This window comes from Actinocorallia longicatena, from assembly GCF_039534125.1.
GTDB lineage: Bacteria > Actinomycetota > Actinomycetes > Streptosporangiales > Streptosporangiaceae > Actinocorallia > Actinocorallia longicatena.
The window spans coordinates 85,214-99,224 of sequence record NZ_BAAAUV010000009.1 but is presented as its reverse complement, the minus strand read 5'-3'; the positions used below and the strand labels follow the sequence as shown (position 1 = coordinate 99,224).

The window sequence follows — 14,011 nt, the reverse complement described above, 5'->3', positions numbered from 1 at the left end:
AAGGAAAGAGGGGGATCGCCCGTGAAGCGCGTCAGACGCCTGCTGGCGGCGACGGCCTCCCTCGCCCTCACCGTGACCCTCCTCACCCTGGGCGGCTCACCGATCGCCACCGCGAGCATCAACGGCAAGGGGACGGGCCCGGCGGGGGCGATGCCGATGACCCCCGACAACCCCGCGGGCACCGAGTGGCTGAACGACTGCCTCGGTTCCACCGAGGCCCATGAACCCGACGGCCGCATCTACAACCGGTTCAAGTGGTGCCAGAAATACGAGATCGTCGGCAAGTACTACAAGATCGAGAACGACAGGCGCGTCCTGAAGGGCATCAACACGATCAGAGGCCAGGCCGCCGCCATCGGCTACAACAACGCCCGCGCCACCCGTGTCTTCTTCCGCGCCGAAACCGGGTCGGTCGACTACGACGTGTGGAGCATCCTGGAGAAACGGCTCACCGCTCCGAAGCTGAAGCTGGAGATCGACGCCCAATGCGTGCCGGGCACCGATCAGCCCGCCAGCGCCACGTGCGGCGTCGGGCGGTCTCCGGCGAAGATGGAATGGGCCCAGTGGAGCAACTTCTCCAACTGGGTCTACTGGGATGTCTCCTCCGTCGGCGGCGAGGGCGATGACAAGGTCGCCTTCCACAAGTGGCGCATCGCGGCGGACGGCGCGAGCCCGGGATACGAGGTGACCATCGAACGCGGTCAGGGCCCCCCGATCGGTATCCGCTGCGACTCGGCCGACTACTTCAACGACAAGGACGGGAGCTACCCGCACGCCTGCGTCTACACCGCGGTGCTGCCCTTCCTCACCTACGACAGCGCCCACCCCGACATTCGCCAGCACATCCGCGACGCCCAGAACGCCCCGGCCACCGACGGCGTCACCTACCCCAAGGAGAACCACCCCAAGAAGATCCCCGGCAAGTGGTCGGCGACGGCCGCGTCCCGGGGAGCGCCGCTGCACCGCGTGGTGAGCCGGAAGCAGGGCGGCGCGATCGCCGCGGCGAACGAAGGGACGAGGCTGTCAGCATGCGGGCGGACGGGCGGGTTGAACCCGTGGAGCCCGAACTACGACGCCACGACCGGCCTTCCGCCGTACAACACCGACGTCGACGACTGCGACGAATACCCCTTCAGTTCCACCTTCGAGGGCGCATCATCGGTCGATTGGGACTTTTCGGTACGCAACATCAACTACAGCGAGAACCGGTCCGCGGGCACCAAGCTCAACAACTTCTATGTCAACGACCGGATCCTGGCCTGGCCCGAAGATGATCCGTTCTGGGTGAACGTCAACTGACGTCACGCTCGGCCGACCGTCCCCCAGCACGAGCGCGGCCACCGTCCCCACCTCCCTGGGAGCGGTGGCCGCCGCCCGTCGCCTGCTCGGAGCTTGAGGTCGAACGGTGAGCCGGGCGGGGGCGGGCCGGGAACGCCCGCATCGAGCCCACCCGCGGGTCAGGTCTCGGTGAGGAAGGCGCCGAGGTGGCGGGCCACGGCCTCGGGGGCGTCGAGCATGGACAGGACGTAGGCGCCGGGGATCTCGGCGTAGTCGGCGTTCGGGAGGAGCTCGGCCAGGCGGCGGCCGTGGCCGGGGGGCATGACCTTGTTGTCGGGGGACCACAGGACCAGGGACGGGCCGGTGAAGCGGCGGAGCTGTTCCGTGGCGTGGATGAGGTCCGCGGCGTTGAAGGCGTGGAAGCTGCTGAGGCAGTAGGCGTTGACGTCGCGGCGGACGCCGGGGTCGCGGAGGAACGGCTCGGTCCAGCGGTGCATGAGGGCGTTCGGGAGCGGGTGGCGGACCATGCCGCCGTAGAGGAACGGGAGGCGGCGGAGCAGGCCGACGCGGAGCTGGAGGGCGGCGAAGCGGAGGCCGCCGGGAACGCGGACCGCCACCTTCAGCATCTTGCCGGGCAGGCCGGGCGGGAAGTTGTCGAAGGCCTCGCACGGGAGGATCACCTGGCGGGCGATCCGCCGGTCCAGACCGTAGGCGGTGAGGAACAGGGAACCGCCCCAGTCGCTGTGGACCAGGGTGACGTCCTTCAGATCCAGGGCGTCCAGGAAGTCGGCGACCAGGGTGACCTGGCCGCGCAGGGTCAGGTCGGCGTCCGGGCGCATGGGGCGCCTGTGCGAGCCCAGCGGCAGGACGGGGCGCAGGTACCGGAAGCCCTCCGGGAGCAGCGGCAGCACGCGGTCCCAGACCGTGTGGTCCATCAGCAGGCCGTGGAGCAGCACCACCGGCGGCCCCGAGCCGATCTCGTCGTACTCCACGACACCCGCGGTCACTTCGACGTTCAGCATGCGATCTCCCCGATTAGAGCGATCTCTCTAGAGAGACCGTTCTATCATGGGTTCCATGGGAACCGAAGAGCGGATAGTCCTGGCGATGGCGGAGCTGATGCGAGCCCAGGGCTACGCCGCGACGGGCGTCAACCAGCTCACCCGCGCCGCGAACGCGCCGATGGGCTCGCTCTACCACCACTTCAAGGGAGGCAAGCGGGAGATCGCCGCGGCCGCGCTCCGGCAGACCGGGGCCGTCTACATCCAGCTCCTCCCGCTGCTCCTGGACCCGCACGAGGACCTCGCGGCCGGCATCGAGGCGGCCTTCGCGGCGGCGGCCGCGGACATGCGCGACACCGGCTGGGCCAACATGTGCCCGGTCGGCACCGTCGCCGGTGAGGTCGCCGACGCCGAACCCCGCCTCAGAGAGGCCGCGGCCGAGGTCATGACGCACTGGGTCGACGAGGCGTCCGCCTACCTCACCGGGCGCGGCCTGTCCGGCGCCGACGCCCGTGACACCGCCTTCGCCCTGCTCTCCGCCCTCGAAGGCGCCTTCGTCATGGCCCGGACCCTGCGCTCCACCGAACCGCTCCTGGCCGCGGGCCGCGCTGTCGCCGCCCGCGTCGCCGCCCTGCGCGCGGCGCGGGAGCTCTGACGCTCAGGCCCCGTGGCCCGGCTCGGCCAGGAGTGCCAGGGCGGCCGAGGCCCGCAGGAAGTCCTCGTCGCCGAGGAGCGCCCGCAGTTCGGCGTTGAAGGCCTCGATCGTGGGACCCACGGCCTCCAGGGCGGCCGCGCCGCCGCCGGTCAGGTGCAGGGCGACCGCCCGGTGCTCGGCCGGATGCGGACGCCGGTCGACCAGCCCCGCCGCCTCCAGCCGCGCGACGAGCGCCGTCACGGCGGACTCGCCCAGCCCGAGGACGCCGGCGAGCCCCTGCTGGGTGATCCCCGGTTCGTCCCGCACCGCGAAGAGCGCGCCGAGCTGGGCCGTGGAGATGCCCGCCGCGTCCTTGCACAGCCGGTCGGCCCGGGCGCGCAGCCGGTGGGCTGCCCGCTGGAGCAGGAAGTACAGACGGTCGTCCGGTGAGGCCATACCGGGATCTTGACAGACGCCGCGCCCTCACGCCTATCCTCAGTTCACTAGTGAAGTGAGGAGCGTCCCATGGACGGACAGATGGCCTTCGCCGAGGAGGTGCTCGCCGGGCAGCCCTTCAGCAAGCTCCTGGGCACCCGCATCGTGGAGTTCGGCGACGGCGCCGCCGTCCTCGAACTGGAGATCCGCGAGGACCTGCGCCAGCAGCACGGCTACGTGCACGGAGGGCTGCTCGGCTACCTCGCCGACTCCGCCCTGACCTTCGCCGCCGGAGCGGTCGTGGGCGGCAACGTCCTCACCTCCGGCTTCACCATCGACTACCTCCGGCCCGCCGTCGACGGCACCCTGCGCGCCGAGGGCAGGGTGATCCGCGCCGGACGCGGCCGGGTCGTCAGCCGCTGCGAGATCTTCACCGTGGACGAGCGGGGCGAGCCCCTGCTGTGCGCCGTCGCCCAGGGGGACGTCGCGGTGACCGGTCCCGCGGTGACGTAAGCCTTTCCTGCCCTTCCGCCTATGGAAACTCTCCGCGCTCATCCGTTTACTCAGAGGAAGTGAGATTCTCGGCGGAGGGTGGTCGTGATGGGCATGGACAGCGGGCAGGGGGCCGTACCGCTACCGGCGTCCGGGGTGCCGGACGAGGTACGGGCGGCGGGCGGCAGGGCCCCGCACGCGTCGGACCGGGTGGGACGGGACCTGGTGGAGATCGCCAGGGACGGGCTGGACGGCGGTGGCCCGCCCAAGAGGGTCCTCGTCATCGGCGCGGGCATCGCGGGACTGGCCGCGGGCTACGAGCTGAAGCGCCAGGGGCACGACGTCGTCATCCTCGAGGCGCAGGGACGGGTCGGCGGCCGCGTCTACACGCTGCGGGACTTCGCGCCCGGCCTCTACGCCGAGGCGGGGGCCATGCGCTTCCCGCGCGTCCACGACCTCGCGCTCACCTACTGCGAGAGGTTCGGGCTCTCCCTGCGGTCGTTCGTGATGAGCAATCACAAGGCCCTCGGCTTCATCCACGGCAAGCGGGTCACGCAGAAGGACCTGAACGCCGACCCCGACATCCTGGACTTCGGGCTGGCCCCGCACGAACGCGGCCGGACCTACGAGCAGCTCTGGGCCGAGGCGACCCGCGAGATCCGCGAGCTCTACGACCGGGAGGGCGAGGCGCTGCTCGACCGGCTCGGCGCCGAGTACGACCGGTTCTCGATCAGGAGCTTCCTGGAGCACCGCGGGTTCTCGCCCGGCGCGATCGAGCTGTACGGCGTGATGAGCTTCCGCGAGAACAACCTGAACGCCGCCGTCATCGAGCAGCTCCGCGAGATCGTCGGGCGGGCCTTCGAGGACATGCAGGAGATCGTCGGAGGCTCCGACCGGCTGCCCGCCGCCTTCTACGGCGAGCTCGGCGACAACCTGCGGTTCGGTCACGAGGTCACCGCGATGGAGCAGGACGAGGACGGCGTCACGCTGCACGTCCGGGTGGGCCGCGACAAGATCCGGCTGACCGGCGACTACGCGATCTGCACCCTGCCGTTCTCGGTGCTGCGCGGCATCGAGGTGCAGCCGGAGTTCTCCCGGGGCAAGCAGCGGGCGATCCGCGCGCTCAACTACAACGCCTCCACCAAGATCCTCTTCCAGGTCCGTGACAGGTTCTGGGAGCGTACCGACGGCATCGTCGGCGGCACGACCGTGACCGACCTGCCCATCCGGCGCATCGTCTACCCGTCCCACTCCGACCCCGAAGAGAAGCGCGGCGTCCTCCTGGCCAGCTACACCTGGGGCCAGGACGCCCTGCGCTGGGGCGCGATGAGCCCCGACAAGCGCATCGAGCAGGCCCTCGAGGACGTCGCCAAGATCCACCCGGAGATCACCGAGACCTTCGAGCTCGGCCTCAGCCACTCCTGGTACGACGACGAGCACGCGGCCGGCGCCTTCGCCCTCTTCGAACCCGGTCAGCAGACCGACCTGCACCACCACATCGAGAAGCCCGAGGGCCGCATCCACTTCGCCGGCGAGCACTGCTCGCTGTGGCACGCCTGGATCGAGGGCTCCCTCGAATCGGGTCTGCGCGCCGCCCGGGCCATCGACGCCGCCACCGCCCCCGATCGCACCGAGACCGTCCTGCGGGGAGTGAACGCATGACCGACGACATCCACCGCTTCCTCGGCACCCGCCTGGGCGGCCCCGACGGCACCGAGCTCGGCACCATCCACCGCTTCTACTTCGACGACAGGACCGCCCGCCCCGAATGGGCCGCGATCACCCTCGACGACGGCCCCGACCGGCTGGTCCCCATCGCGACGGCCAGCACCGAATCGGGCGTCCTGCGCGTCCCCTACCCCCGCCACCGCGTGGCCACGGCACCCACCCATCCCGCGAGCGCCCACATCTCGCCCGCACAGGAGGCGACCCTCCGGCGCCACTACGGCATCGGCACGATTCTCAGCACCATGACCAGCGGCTCCACCAGCCCCACCGGCCCACCGGGCCCCGCCTGACCGAAGAATGGGCTGACAGAATTTGAAATCTGTCATCTGATAGTGCATAGTCGAAGTATGCAGATTCAGAAGCTCGGCACCACAGGACCGCGAACCTCCGCCCTCGGCCTCGGCCTCATGGGGATGTCCGGCATGTACGGGCCCTCCGACGAGGCCGAGAGCGTCGCCACCATCCACGCCGCGCTCGACGCGGGCGTGACCCTGCTCGACACCGGCGACTTCTACGGCATGGGCCACAACGAGATGCTGCTCGGCCGCGCGCTCAAGGGCCGGGACCGCGACCAGGTCCAGATCAGCGTCAAGTTCGGCGCCCAGCGCGACCCGTCGGGCGCCTTCCTCGGCTTCGACGGACGTCCGCAGGCCGTCAAGACCTCCGTGGCCTACTCGCTCCAGCGGCTCGGCGTCGACCACATCGACGTCTACCGCCCCGCCCGGCTCGACCCGTCCGTCCCGATCGAGGAGACCGTCGGCGCGATCGGGGAACTGGTCGAGGCCGGGTACGTCCGGCACATCGGCCTGTCGGAGGTGGGCGCCGACACCCTGCGCAGAGCCGCGGCCGTCCACCCGATCGCCGACCTCCAGATCGAGTACGCGCTGATCACCCGCGGCGTCGAGGACGCGATCCTGCCCGCCGCCCGCGAGCTCGGCGTCGCGATCACCGCGTACGGCGTGCTGTCGCGCGGCCTCATCTCCGGCCACTGGACGCCGCGGGCCGAGACCGCCCCCGGAGACTTCCGCGGCCACCTGCCGCGCTTCTCCGGCGACAACCTCGACCGCAACCTCGCCCTCGTCGAGACGCTCCGCGGCGTCGCCGACGGGCTCGGCGCGACCGTCGCCCAGGTCGCCATCGCCTGGGTCCTCGCCCAGGGCGACGACGTCTTCCCCGTCGTCGGCTCCCGCACCCGGCCCCGCCTGGCCGAGGCGCTCGGCGCCCTGGACGTCAAGCTGACCGGCGCCGACCTGGCCGCCCTCGACGCCCTGGGCGACGCCGCGGGAGACCGCTACGACCCCACCCAGATGGCCATGCTCGACAGCGAGCGCGGATAAGGTGCCGCCATGACCGAAGCGGTGCTGACCCCCGACCGGATCCTCGACGCGGCCGAGGACGTCCTGCGCCGCTTCGGCCCGGCCAAGGCCACCGTCCTCGACGTCGCCCGCGCGCTCAACGTCAGCCACGGCAGCGTCTACCGCCACTTCAAGACCAAGGCCGCCCTGCGCGACGCCGTCACCGAACGCTGGCTCGCCCGGGTCTCCACCCGGCTGCGCGAGATCACCGCGGCCGGAGGCGACGCCCAGGACCGCCTCCGGCAGTGGCTGGACACCCTGGTCGAGTGCAAGCACCGGCTGGCCAGGACCGACCCGGAGCTCTTCGCCACCTACACCCGGCTCACCGACGAGACCCGCGAGGTCGTCACCGCCCACGTCGCCGATCTCGCCGCCCAGCTCGGCAGGATCATCGCCGACGGCAACGACCAGGGCCTCTTCGCCGCCCCCGACCCCCTCCTCGCCGGCCGCGCCGTCCTGTCCGCCACGGCCCGCTTCCACAACCCGGTCAACATCGCCGAATGGTCCGATCCGGCCCTGTCCGCCGACTACGCCGCCGTCCTCGACCTCCTGCTCAACGGCCTTCGCACCGGCCGTCCGGAGTAGATTCCGCGCCCCCGGAGGGGGCGGGCGGGTCCGGGTCGCGGGGAATGCGGCTAATCTCACTTCTTTGCGACGGATGGAGCATGCTCGTGAGCCAGGACCCCCGGCTGGTCGTTGTGCGCTACTTCGAGATGTGGAACGGCGGTGATCTCTCGATCGCGCCCGAGATCCTCGCCGAGGACTGGCTCGACCACGCCCATCCCGAGGTACGGGGGCCCGCGGCCGTCCAGGAGGCCGTGGCGAAGACCCGGGCCGCCCAGCCCGACCTGCACTTCGAGATCGACGCGCTCCTCGGCGGCGAGGGACAGCTCGCCGTGGCGGGCACCGTCCGGGTCTCCCGGGAGGCCCCCGCCACCCGGCTGCTCTGGCTCGTCACCCTCAAGGACGACCGCATGATCGAGATGCGCACCTACCGCGACACCGCCCCATGAGCCGCGGCGGCCTCAGGCCAGGGAGGCCAGGAAGCCGCGCAGCACGGCCGTCGCCCCGGCCCTGGCCGTCGCGGGATCCGGCGCCTCGGTGATCGTCAGCGAGAGCTCGGTGAGGGCGCCGTAGAGGGCCGCGGCGGCCGTCTCGGCGGGCTGCTCGCGCAGGTGGCCGCCGTCGATCAGCGTCGTGACGCCGTGCAACAGGACGCCGCGCATCGTGTGGTGCAACTCGAGCCAGCGCTCGCGGCCCAGCGCGACCGGGCCCTGGAGGAGGACGATCTCCCGGTAGGCGGGCTCGGCGCAGACGTCGAGGTAGGCCTCCATGCCCGCCACGACCTGCCCCTCCGGCGACCCCGGCAGGGCGGCCATCGCGCGCCCGACCCGGTGCAGGCCCTCGTTCTGGACCTCCTCGAAGACGGCCTCGAACAATCCCTGCTTGCCGTCGAAGTGGTGGTAGAGGGCGCCCCTGGTCAGCCCGGCGGCCCGGACGAGCTCCTCGGCCGAGACGGCCGCGTACCCGCGTTCGAGGAAGTAGAGCCGCCCGGTCTCCAGCAGGGCTCTCCTGGTGGTCTCGGCGTAGATCTCACGGCGGGGCTTGACGGCGTTCATGCGTCATGGATATCACATACATGGTGTATGTCAGATGCGCGATGTATGGAGAGGTATGACCATGGACTCCGAGTTCGACTCCGATTTCTACGCCGACCCCTACCCCCTGTACGCCCGCTGGCGCGAGGAGGGCGGTGTCCGGAAGGTGCCGTTCCCCGGCGGCCTCGACGGCTGGGTCGTCACCGGCCACGCCGACGGCAAGGCCGCTCTCAACGACCCGCGGCTGCGCAAGGAGACCGCGAACGAGATCTTCCTGACCCGGATGGACGGCGGCGACTCCGGCACCGGTGGAGCGCTGACCGCCCACATGCTCAACTCCGACCCGCCCGCCCACACCCGGCTGCGCAGGCTCGTGCAGAAGGCCTTCACCGCGCGGAGGGTGGCCGGGCTGCGGCCCAGGATCGAGGAGATCGCCGACGCCCTGCTGGCGGACATGGAGGGACGGGACGAGGTCGATCTCGTCCGCTCCTTCGCGCTGCCGCTGCCCCTCCTGGTGATCTGCGAGCTGCTCGGCGTCCCCGACGCCGACCGGGTGCCGTTCCGCGCCCACGGGGAGCGGATGAACGACGGCGACAAGGAGGCCCTGTTCTCCGGCTTCCGCCCGATGGCCGTGTACCTGGCCGATCTGGTCAGGGCCAAACGGAAGGAACCGGGCGACGACCTCCTGTCCGACCTGATCCGTGCCCAGGAGGACGACGACGCGCTCTCCGACCAGGAGATCACCTCGATGGCGTTCCTGCTGCTCGTCGCGGGGCACGAGACGACCGTCGGGCTGATCGCCAACGGTGTCCGGACGCTGCTGGCCCATCCGGAGCGGCTGGCCGAGGTCCGCGACGATCCGTCGCTCCTGCCCGCCGCGATCGAGGAGTTCCTCCGCCATGACGGATCGGTCAACGTCGCGACCCTGCGCTACACCGCTGAGCCCGTCACGATCGGCGGCACCGAGATCCCCGCGGGCGAGTTCGTGCACGTCGCGCTGATCGCCGCCAACCGCGACCCGGCCGCCTTCCCCGACCCGGACCGCTTCGACCCCGGGCGCGACACCGGCGGCCATCTCGCCTTCGGGTACGGCATCCACCACTGCCTCGGCGCGCCCCTGGCCCGGCTGGAGGCCGAGATCGCCTTCGGCCGCCTGCTGGCCCGCTTCCCCGCGATCGCCGCCTCGGACGCCCCGGAGGCCTGGCACCACGCCCTCCGCTTCCGCGCCCTCGCCTCGCTGCCCGTCCGGCTGCGGGCGCGGGAGTGAGGATCAGGCGGACAGGTCCCGGGGGGCGTCCACGGGGATCAGGCAGGCCGCGGCCAGCGATTCCAGGGAGAGGCCGAGCGCCCCTGCCAGGGCCGTGACGGTGAAGAAGGCGGGGGTCGGCGCCCGGCCGGTCTCGATCTTGCGGAGGGTCTCGGCGGAGATGCCCGCGAGCGCGGCGATCTCGGCCATGCTGCGGTCGCCGCGGGCGTGGCGGAGCAGGTCGCCGAGGCGGCGGCCGCGCTCCCACTCCTGAGCGGTCAACGGAGGTCTCACCATGACTGTGATAGTAATACCGGTATAAGTATTGGGACGAAGGGGCCGGGCATGGTGGAGATCAAGGCAGCGGAGGCGCTGGAGGCGATGCGGGAGGCCGGACGGGTGGTGGCGCGGGCGCTGGCCGCGGTGCGCGAGGCCGCCGCGGTCGGCGTGTCGCTCCTGGAGCTCGACCAGGTCGCCAGGGACGTCCTCGAAGCGGCGGGCGCGACCTCCCCGTTCCTCGGCTACCGGCCGTCGTTCGCGCCCACGCCGTTCCCCGCCGTCATCTGCACCTCGGTGAACGACGCGATCGTCCACGGGATCCCGACCGGCTACCGGCTGGCCGACGGCGACCTGCTCAGCGTCGACTGCGGGGCCGAGCTCGGCGGCTGGACGGGTGACGCGGCCGTCAGCTTCACCGTCGGCACCCCCGGCCCCGGCGACACGGCCCTCCTGGACGCCACCCGCGGCGCCCTCGACGCGGCCATCGCCGCCGCCAGGCCCGGGAACCGCATCGGTGACCTGTCGCACGCCATCGAGACCGTCGCCGCGGGCTACGGAATGCCCGCCGACTTCGGCGGCCACGGCATCGGCCGCCGCATGCACGAGGACCCGCCCGTCCCGAACCGGGGCCGCCGCGGTCGCGGCTACCCGCTCCGTCCCGGCCTCGCCCTGGCCATCGAGCCGATGCTCATCGCCGGCGGCGGCGACTCCTACCGCACCGGCCCCGACGGCTGGACGCTCCACACCACCGACGGCTCCCGCGCCGCCCACTTCGAGCACACCGTCGCCATCACCGAGGACGGCCCCCGCGTCCTCACCCTGCTCTGAGCCCACCGGATGATCAAGTTCGGATGATGGCCCGGTCAGCACAGTCCCAGGACGAGTGGCGGAGGCGCCGCGGGGAAGCGGCTCTCCACAGGATGGGCGGGTCAGGTCGTCGTGTTACGGGGGGTTCTGGTGAGATCGACTGTTCGTACGGGCGCGGTGCTGGCCGCCTCGCTCACCCTCGCCTGGCTGGTCGTCGGGGGCGCGCCGGCCGCCTCGGCGCGCGGCGCCCAGCTCGAGATCCGGAAGACGGTGTCACCGGCACTGATGATCATCGGTGACCAGGCCGTCTACACCGTGACGGTCACCAACACCGGGGACGCCCCGGCGACCGGCGTCACGGTGACCGACACCCTCGACCCCCGGGTCACGCCGGGCACCCTGCCGGCCGGCTGCTCGGCCGCCGGATCGGTCGTGACCTGCGGCGGCGCCGGGACGACGATCCCCGCGGGCGGCACCATCAGCTACCAGATCCCGGTGACCTCCGACCCGTCCCTGGCGGACGGCACGAACCTCACCAACAGGGCGAAGGTGACCAGCTCCTCGGCGCAGAGCCAGGAGACCCAGCTCATCAGCCAGACCCAGACGAGCACCGACGTCGAGATCACCAAGACCGGCCCGGCGACGGTCCTGCCCGACGGCACCATCACCTACACGATCGTCGTCACCAACCACGGCCCCTCCGACGCCGTCGACGTCACCGTCCAGGATCCCACCGACGGCAACCTGGTGAGCATCGAGACCCGCGACCCCGCCTGTCCCGACAGCGGCCTCACCGTCACCTGCCCGCTCGGCACCCTCACCCCGGGGGAGTCGCGCACCCTCACCCTCGTGGTGAAGCCCGTCCCCGGCCTGCCCCTGGGGACCTCCATCACCAACTGCGCCACCGTCTACACCGGCAGCCGCGAGAGCGACACCGGCAACAACTACTCCTGCGCCTCCACCGACGTCGGCCCGCCCAGCCCCTCGAACACCGACCTCCATGTCACCAAGACCGGTCCCGCCACGGTCAGGCCGGGCGGTCTCATCTCCTTCGACGTCACGGTCACCAACCGGGGGACCACGGCCGCCACCACGATCGGGGTGGACACGATCGACGACCGGATCACCCTGATCTCCGTCCCCGCGGGATGCGCGCTCTTCGGCCAGGTTCTGACCTGCTCCATCGTGAATCTCGCACCGGGAGAGAGCCGCACCTACCGCATCACCGGCAGGGTCGACGCGGACGCGGCGGCGGGCGGCATCGTCAACTGCGCGACCGCCACCAGCCCTCTGCGCGACGCCCTCCTCGGCAACAACGGCGCGTGCACCTCCACCAACATCGTCCCGCGCCCGAAGCCGCCGAAGCCCCGGCCGACCCCCACGAAGACCACGGTGAAGCCCCGTCCCAAGCCCCACCCCAAGCCCAAGCCGAGCCGGACCCCGCACCACGCCTGCCGCGCGGTGACGCCCGGAGCCCAGTGCGGGCCGTACGTGCCGAGGGGATAGCGTCGGGAGATGCCGAATCCCGCGCCCGTCACCGCCGACGATCTCGATCTGGCCGTCCAGCTGGCCGTCTCCGCGCTGGAGGAGGTCCCGGCCGACGCCTGGGACGACAAGGCCGGAACCCTCGAATGGACCTGCTGGGAGACCGTCGAGCACCTCAGCGACGACCTGTTCGCCTACGCGGTCCAGCTCGGGCCGCGCATGCCGCCCCGCTCGGGCGAGGTCCCCTTCGTGTGGCACGCGCGGCGCGAGGGCGGCCCCTTCAACGCCGTCCACGCCGACCGGGAGGCGGGCCCCGCCGGGCTGCTGATGACGCTGGAGTCGACCGGGGCGCTGCTCGTCGCGATGGCCCGCACGACCCCGCCGCACGTCCGGGCCCACCACGGCTTCGGCCTGTCCGACGCCGAGGGCTTCGCCGCGATGGGCATCGTGGAGACCCTCGTCCACACCCATGACCTGGCCTCCGGCCTGGGCCTGCGCTGGACGCCCCCCGCCGACCTCTGCATCCGCGTCCTGTACCGGCTCTTCCCCGACGCGCCCCTCGCCACCGACCCGTGGACCACGCTGCTGTGGGCCACCGGCCGCGCCGATCTGCCCGGCCGTCCCCGGCTCACCCGCTGGCGCTGGAACGGGGTACCGCACGCGGAAAGGGCCTGACGTACAAACACGGAAAGTCCGGACGGGAACGCGCTGAGTGTTGTTAGCTGGAATCCCAGCAGCGGAATCCGTTCGGAGCACTCCATGACCTCTCCCTCCGAGAGCAGAGCCCGGAGCCGTGCCATCGGCGGCATGAAGTTCGGCGACCATCTCTGCCTCCCCTACGACAACGACCTGGAGCGCAGGTCGGCGCTGTTCACCTTCGTCAGCGACGGTCTCGCTCAGGGCCACAAGGTCGTCTACGTCTCCGACGGGGTGGCGCCCGACGCCGTCCTCGGCTGGCTGCGGGAGGAACCGGAGGCCGACCTGGTCGACTTCGACGACGCCCTCAAGAACGACCACCTCGTGATCCTCCCCGCCGAGTCCGCCTACCTGGCGACCGGCCGGTTCGACCCCGACGAGATCGTCGCCCTGTTCGGCACCCATCTGGAGATGGCCCTCCTCCAGGACCACTCGGGCCTCCGCCTGACCTGCGAGAAGACGTTCTCGCTGCGCGGCTGGCCGGGCTCGGACCGGTTCGCCGAGTTCGAGGAGAAGATCGAGCAGATCTTCCAGACCATGCCGGTCAGCGCGATGGCCCTGTGCCAGTACGACACCCGCTGGTTCGGCCGCCGCTCCCTCGAACGGCTGCTGGCCGTCCACGCGGGCGGCAACGCGCGGGTCGACGACGTCCACGACGACGGCACCCTGCGGATCGCCCCCCGGTTCACCCCGCCCGGTCTCTCCCTGCACGGGACCATCGAGGAGTCCTCCTTGCCCGCGCTGTCCGGGGCGCTCGCCACCCTGGCGGAGCGGACCGACCTCCTCTGCCTCGACCTTTCGGGCGTAGGCTTCTGTGACATGGCGGGCCTGCGCCTCCTCCTGGACGCCCGGATCTCGGCGGAGGGCAGGGAACGCCAGGTCATGCTGCGCGAGGTACCCGAGTCGATCGTCGAACTGCTCCGGGCCGCCGGGTGGGAGGGACTGCCCGGCCTCTACGTCGAGGAAGGCTGACCGGG

17 protein-coding genes are annotated in these 14,011 nt (G+C 71.6%); 13 read left to right on the top strand and 4 right to left on the bottom strand.

Annotation, left to right across the window (positions count from 1 at the left end):
* Nucleotides 1–21 precede the first annotated feature (21 nt).
* Nucleotides 22–1,299 (top strand): NucA/NucB deoxyribonuclease domain-containing protein, encoded by a 1,278-nt coding sequence (locus tag ABD785_RS20075; protein ID WP_344830425.1) that lies wholly within the window; start codon nt 22–24, stop codon nt 1,297–1,299.
* A 158-nt stretch (nt 1,300–1,457) separates the two neighbouring features.
* Here the strand turns inward: ABD785_RS20075 and ABD785_RS20070 are convergent, their stop codons facing one another.
* Nucleotides 1,458–2,300: an alpha/beta fold hydrolase gene (locus ABD785_RS20070; protein ID WP_344830423.1), complete on the bottom strand. Its 843-nt coding sequence runs from the start codon at nt 2,298–2,300 to the stop codon at nt 1,458–1,460.
* A 55-nt stretch (nt 2,301–2,355) separates the two neighbouring features.
* On the opposite strand from ABD785_RS20070, the gene ABD785_RS20065 reads away from it, so the two are divergent.
* A complete protein-coding gene (locus tag ABD785_RS20065; protein WP_344830418.1) occupies nt 2,356–2,934 on the top strand; it encodes a TetR/AcrR family transcriptional regulator in 579 nt (192 codons plus the stop codon).
* 3 nt (nt 2,935–2,937) lie between these two features.
* Here the strand turns inward: ABD785_RS20065 and ABD785_RS20060 are convergent, their stop codons facing one another.
* Nucleotides 2,938–3,369 (bottom strand): MarR family winged helix-turn-helix transcriptional regulator, encoded by a 432-nt coding sequence (locus ABD785_RS20060; RefSeq protein ID WP_344830416.1) that lies wholly within the window; start codon nt 3,367–3,369, stop codon nt 2,938–2,940.
* Nucleotides 3,370–3,438: 69 nt separating this feature from the next.
* On the opposite strand from ABD785_RS20060, the gene ABD785_RS20055 reads away from it, so the two are divergent.
* The 6 genes from ABD785_RS20055 (at nt 3,439) to ABD785_RS20030 (ending at nt 7,936) form a co-directional block, all read left to right on the top strand.
* The gene (locus ABD785_RS20055; RefSeq protein ID WP_344830414.1) at nt 3,439–3,861 is read left to right on the top strand and encodes a PaaI family thioesterase; all 423 of its coding nucleotides are present in this window, start codon (nt 3,439–3,441) and stop codon (nt 3,859–3,861) included.
* 87 nt (nt 3,862–3,948) lie between these two features.
* Complete coding sequence (locus ABD785_RS20050) at nt 3,949–5,502, top strand: flavin monoamine oxidase family protein (protein ID WP_344830413.1); 1,554 nt, start codon at nt 3,949–3,951, stop codon at nt 5,500–5,502.
* On the top strand, nt 5,499–5,858 hold the full coding sequence (locus tag ABD785_RS20045) for a hypothetical protein (RefSeq protein ID WP_344830410.1): 360 nt from the start codon (nt 5,499–5,501) through the stop codon (nt 5,856–5,858). The genes ABD785_RS20050 and ABD785_RS20045 overlap by 4 nt, the downstream gene beginning before the upstream one ends.
* 57 nt (nt 5,859–5,915) lie before the next feature.
* Entirely contained in the window at nt 5,916–6,905 is a 990-nt protein-coding gene (locus tag ABD785_RS20040; RefSeq protein ID WP_344830406.1) for an aldo/keto reductase, read from the top strand.
* Nucleotides 6,906–6,914: 9 nt separating this feature from the next.
* On the top strand, nt 6,915–7,508 hold the full coding sequence (locus ABD785_RS20035; protein WP_344830404.1) for a TetR/AcrR family transcriptional regulator: 594 nt from the start codon (nt 6,915–6,917) through the stop codon (nt 7,506–7,508).
* Nucleotides 7,509–7,588: 80 nt separating this feature from the next.
* Nucleotides 7,589–7,936, top strand: a complete 348-nt coding sequence (locus tag ABD785_RS20030) for a nuclear transport factor 2 family protein (RefSeq protein ID WP_344830401.1) — start codon at nt 7,589–7,591, stop codon at nt 7,934–7,936.
* Between the two features lie 12 nt (nt 7,937–7,948).
* On the opposite strand, the gene ABD785_RS20025 is transcribed toward ABD785_RS20030, so the two are convergent.
* Nucleotides 7,949–8,542, bottom strand: a complete 594-nt coding sequence (locus ABD785_RS20025) for a TetR/AcrR family transcriptional regulator (protein WP_344830397.1) — start codon at nt 8,540–8,542, stop codon at nt 7,949–7,951.
* A gap of 55 nt (nt 8,543–8,597) precedes the next feature.
* Between ABD785_RS20025 and ABD785_RS20020 the strand changes: the two genes are divergently transcribed.
* Nucleotides 8,598–9,788 carry a cytochrome P450 family protein gene (locus tag ABD785_RS20020; RefSeq protein ID WP_344830395.1) on the top strand — a complete coding sequence of 397 codons (1,191 nt, stop codon included), beginning with the start codon at nt 8,598–8,600 and terminating at the stop codon, nt 9,786–9,788.
* Between the two features lie 3 nt (nt 9,789–9,791).
* On the opposite strand, the gene ABD785_RS20015 is transcribed toward ABD785_RS20020, so the two are convergent.
* Nucleotides 9,792–10,064 carry a helix-turn-helix domain-containing protein gene (locus ABD785_RS20015; RefSeq protein WP_344830393.1) on the bottom strand — a complete coding sequence of 91 codons (273 nt, stop codon included), beginning with the start codon at nt 10,062–10,064 and terminating at the stop codon, nt 9,792–9,794.
* Nucleotides 10,065–10,112: 48 nt separating this feature from the next.
* Between ABD785_RS20015 and map the strand changes: the two genes are divergently transcribed.
* The 4 genes from map to ABD785_RS19995 all read left to right on the top strand — a co-directional run bounded on the left by map (nt 10,113) and on the right by ABD785_RS19995 (nt 14,006).
* Complete coding sequence (gene map, locus ABD785_RS20010; protein WP_344830390.1) at nt 10,113–10,874, top strand: type I methionyl aminopeptidase; 762 nt, start codon at nt 10,113–10,115, stop codon at nt 10,872–10,874.
* 129 nt (nt 10,875–11,003) lie between these two features.
* Nucleotides 11,004–12,359 (top strand): COG1361 family protein, encoded by a 1,356-nt coding sequence (locus ABD785_RS20005; RefSeq protein ID WP_344830387.1) that lies wholly within the window; start codon nt 11,004–11,006, stop codon nt 12,357–12,359.
* Between the two features lie 9 nt (nt 12,360–12,368).
* A complete protein-coding gene (locus tag ABD785_RS20000) occupies nt 12,369–13,013 on the top strand; it encodes a hypothetical protein (protein WP_344830385.1) in 645 nt (214 codons plus the stop codon).
* A gap of 84 nt (nt 13,014–13,097) precedes the next feature.
* Nucleotides 13,098–14,006 carry an MEDS domain-containing protein gene (locus ABD785_RS19995; protein WP_344830382.1) on the top strand — a complete coding sequence of 303 codons (909 nt, stop codon included), beginning with the start codon at nt 13,098–13,100 and terminating at the stop codon, nt 14,004–14,006.
* The last annotated feature ends 5 nt before the right edge of the window (nt 14,007–14,011 follow it).

What these genes read in the sequence shown, in the direction of transcription:
- ABD785_RS20070 (WP_344830423.1), bottom strand. Translation starts at nt 2,300, where the DNA reads ATGCTGAACGTCGAAGTGACCGCGGGTGTCGTGGAGTACGACGAGATC.
- ABD785_RS20065 (WP_344830418.1), top strand. Translation starts at nt 2,356, where the DNA reads ATGGGAACCGAAGAGCGGATAGTCCTGGCGATGGCGGAGCTGATGCGA.
- ABD785_RS20060 (WP_344830416.1), bottom strand. Translation starts at nt 3,369, where the DNA reads ATGGCCTCACCGGACGACCGTCTGTACTTCCTGCTCCAGCGGGCAGCC.
- ABD785_RS20055 (WP_344830414.1), top strand. Translation starts at nt 3,439, where the DNA reads ATGGACGGACAGATGGCCTTCGCCGAGGAGGTGCTCGCCGGGCAGCCC.
- ABD785_RS20050 (WP_344830413.1), top strand. Translation starts at nt 3,949, where the DNA reads ATGGGCATGGACAGCGGGCAGGGGGCCGTACCGCTACCGGCGTCCGGG.
- ABD785_RS20045 (WP_344830410.1), top strand. Translation starts at nt 5,499, where the DNA reads ATGACCGACGACATCCACCGCTTCCTCGGCACCCGCCTGGGCGGCCCC.
- ABD785_RS20040 (WP_344830406.1), top strand. Translation starts at nt 5,916, where the DNA reads ATGCAGATTCAGAAGCTCGGCACCACAGGACCGCGAACCTCCGCCCTC.
- ABD785_RS20035 (WP_344830404.1), top strand. Translation starts at nt 6,915, where the DNA reads ATGACCGAAGCGGTGCTGACCCCCGACCGGATCCTCGACGCGGCCGAG.
- ABD785_RS20030 (WP_344830401.1), top strand. Translation starts at nt 7,589, where the DNA reads ATGCTCGTGAGCCAGGACCCCCGGCTGGTCGTTGTGCGCTACTTCGAG.
- ABD785_RS20025 (WP_344830397.1), bottom strand. Translation starts at nt 8,542, where the DNA reads ATGAACGCCGTCAAGCCCCGCCGTGAGATCTACGCCGAGACCACCAGG.
- ABD785_RS20020 (WP_344830395.1), top strand. Translation starts at nt 8,598, where the DNA reads ATGACCATGGACTCCGAGTTCGACTCCGATTTCTACGCCGACCCCTAC.
- ABD785_RS20015 (WP_344830393.1), bottom strand. Translation starts at nt 10,064, where the DNA reads ATGGTGAGACCTCCGTTGACCGCTCAGGAGTGGGAGCGCGGCCGCCGC.
- map (WP_344830390.1), top strand. Translation starts at nt 10,113, where the DNA reads ATGGTGGAGATCAAGGCAGCGGAGGCGCTGGAGGCGATGCGGGAGGCC.
- ABD785_RS20000 (WP_344830385.1), top strand. Translation starts at nt 12,369, where the DNA reads ATGCCGAATCCCGCGCCCGTCACCGCCGACGATCTCGATCTGGCCGTC.
- ABD785_RS19995 (WP_344830382.1), top strand. Translation starts at nt 13,098, where the DNA reads ATGACCTCTCCCTCCGAGAGCAGAGCCCGGAGCCGTGCCATCGGCGGC.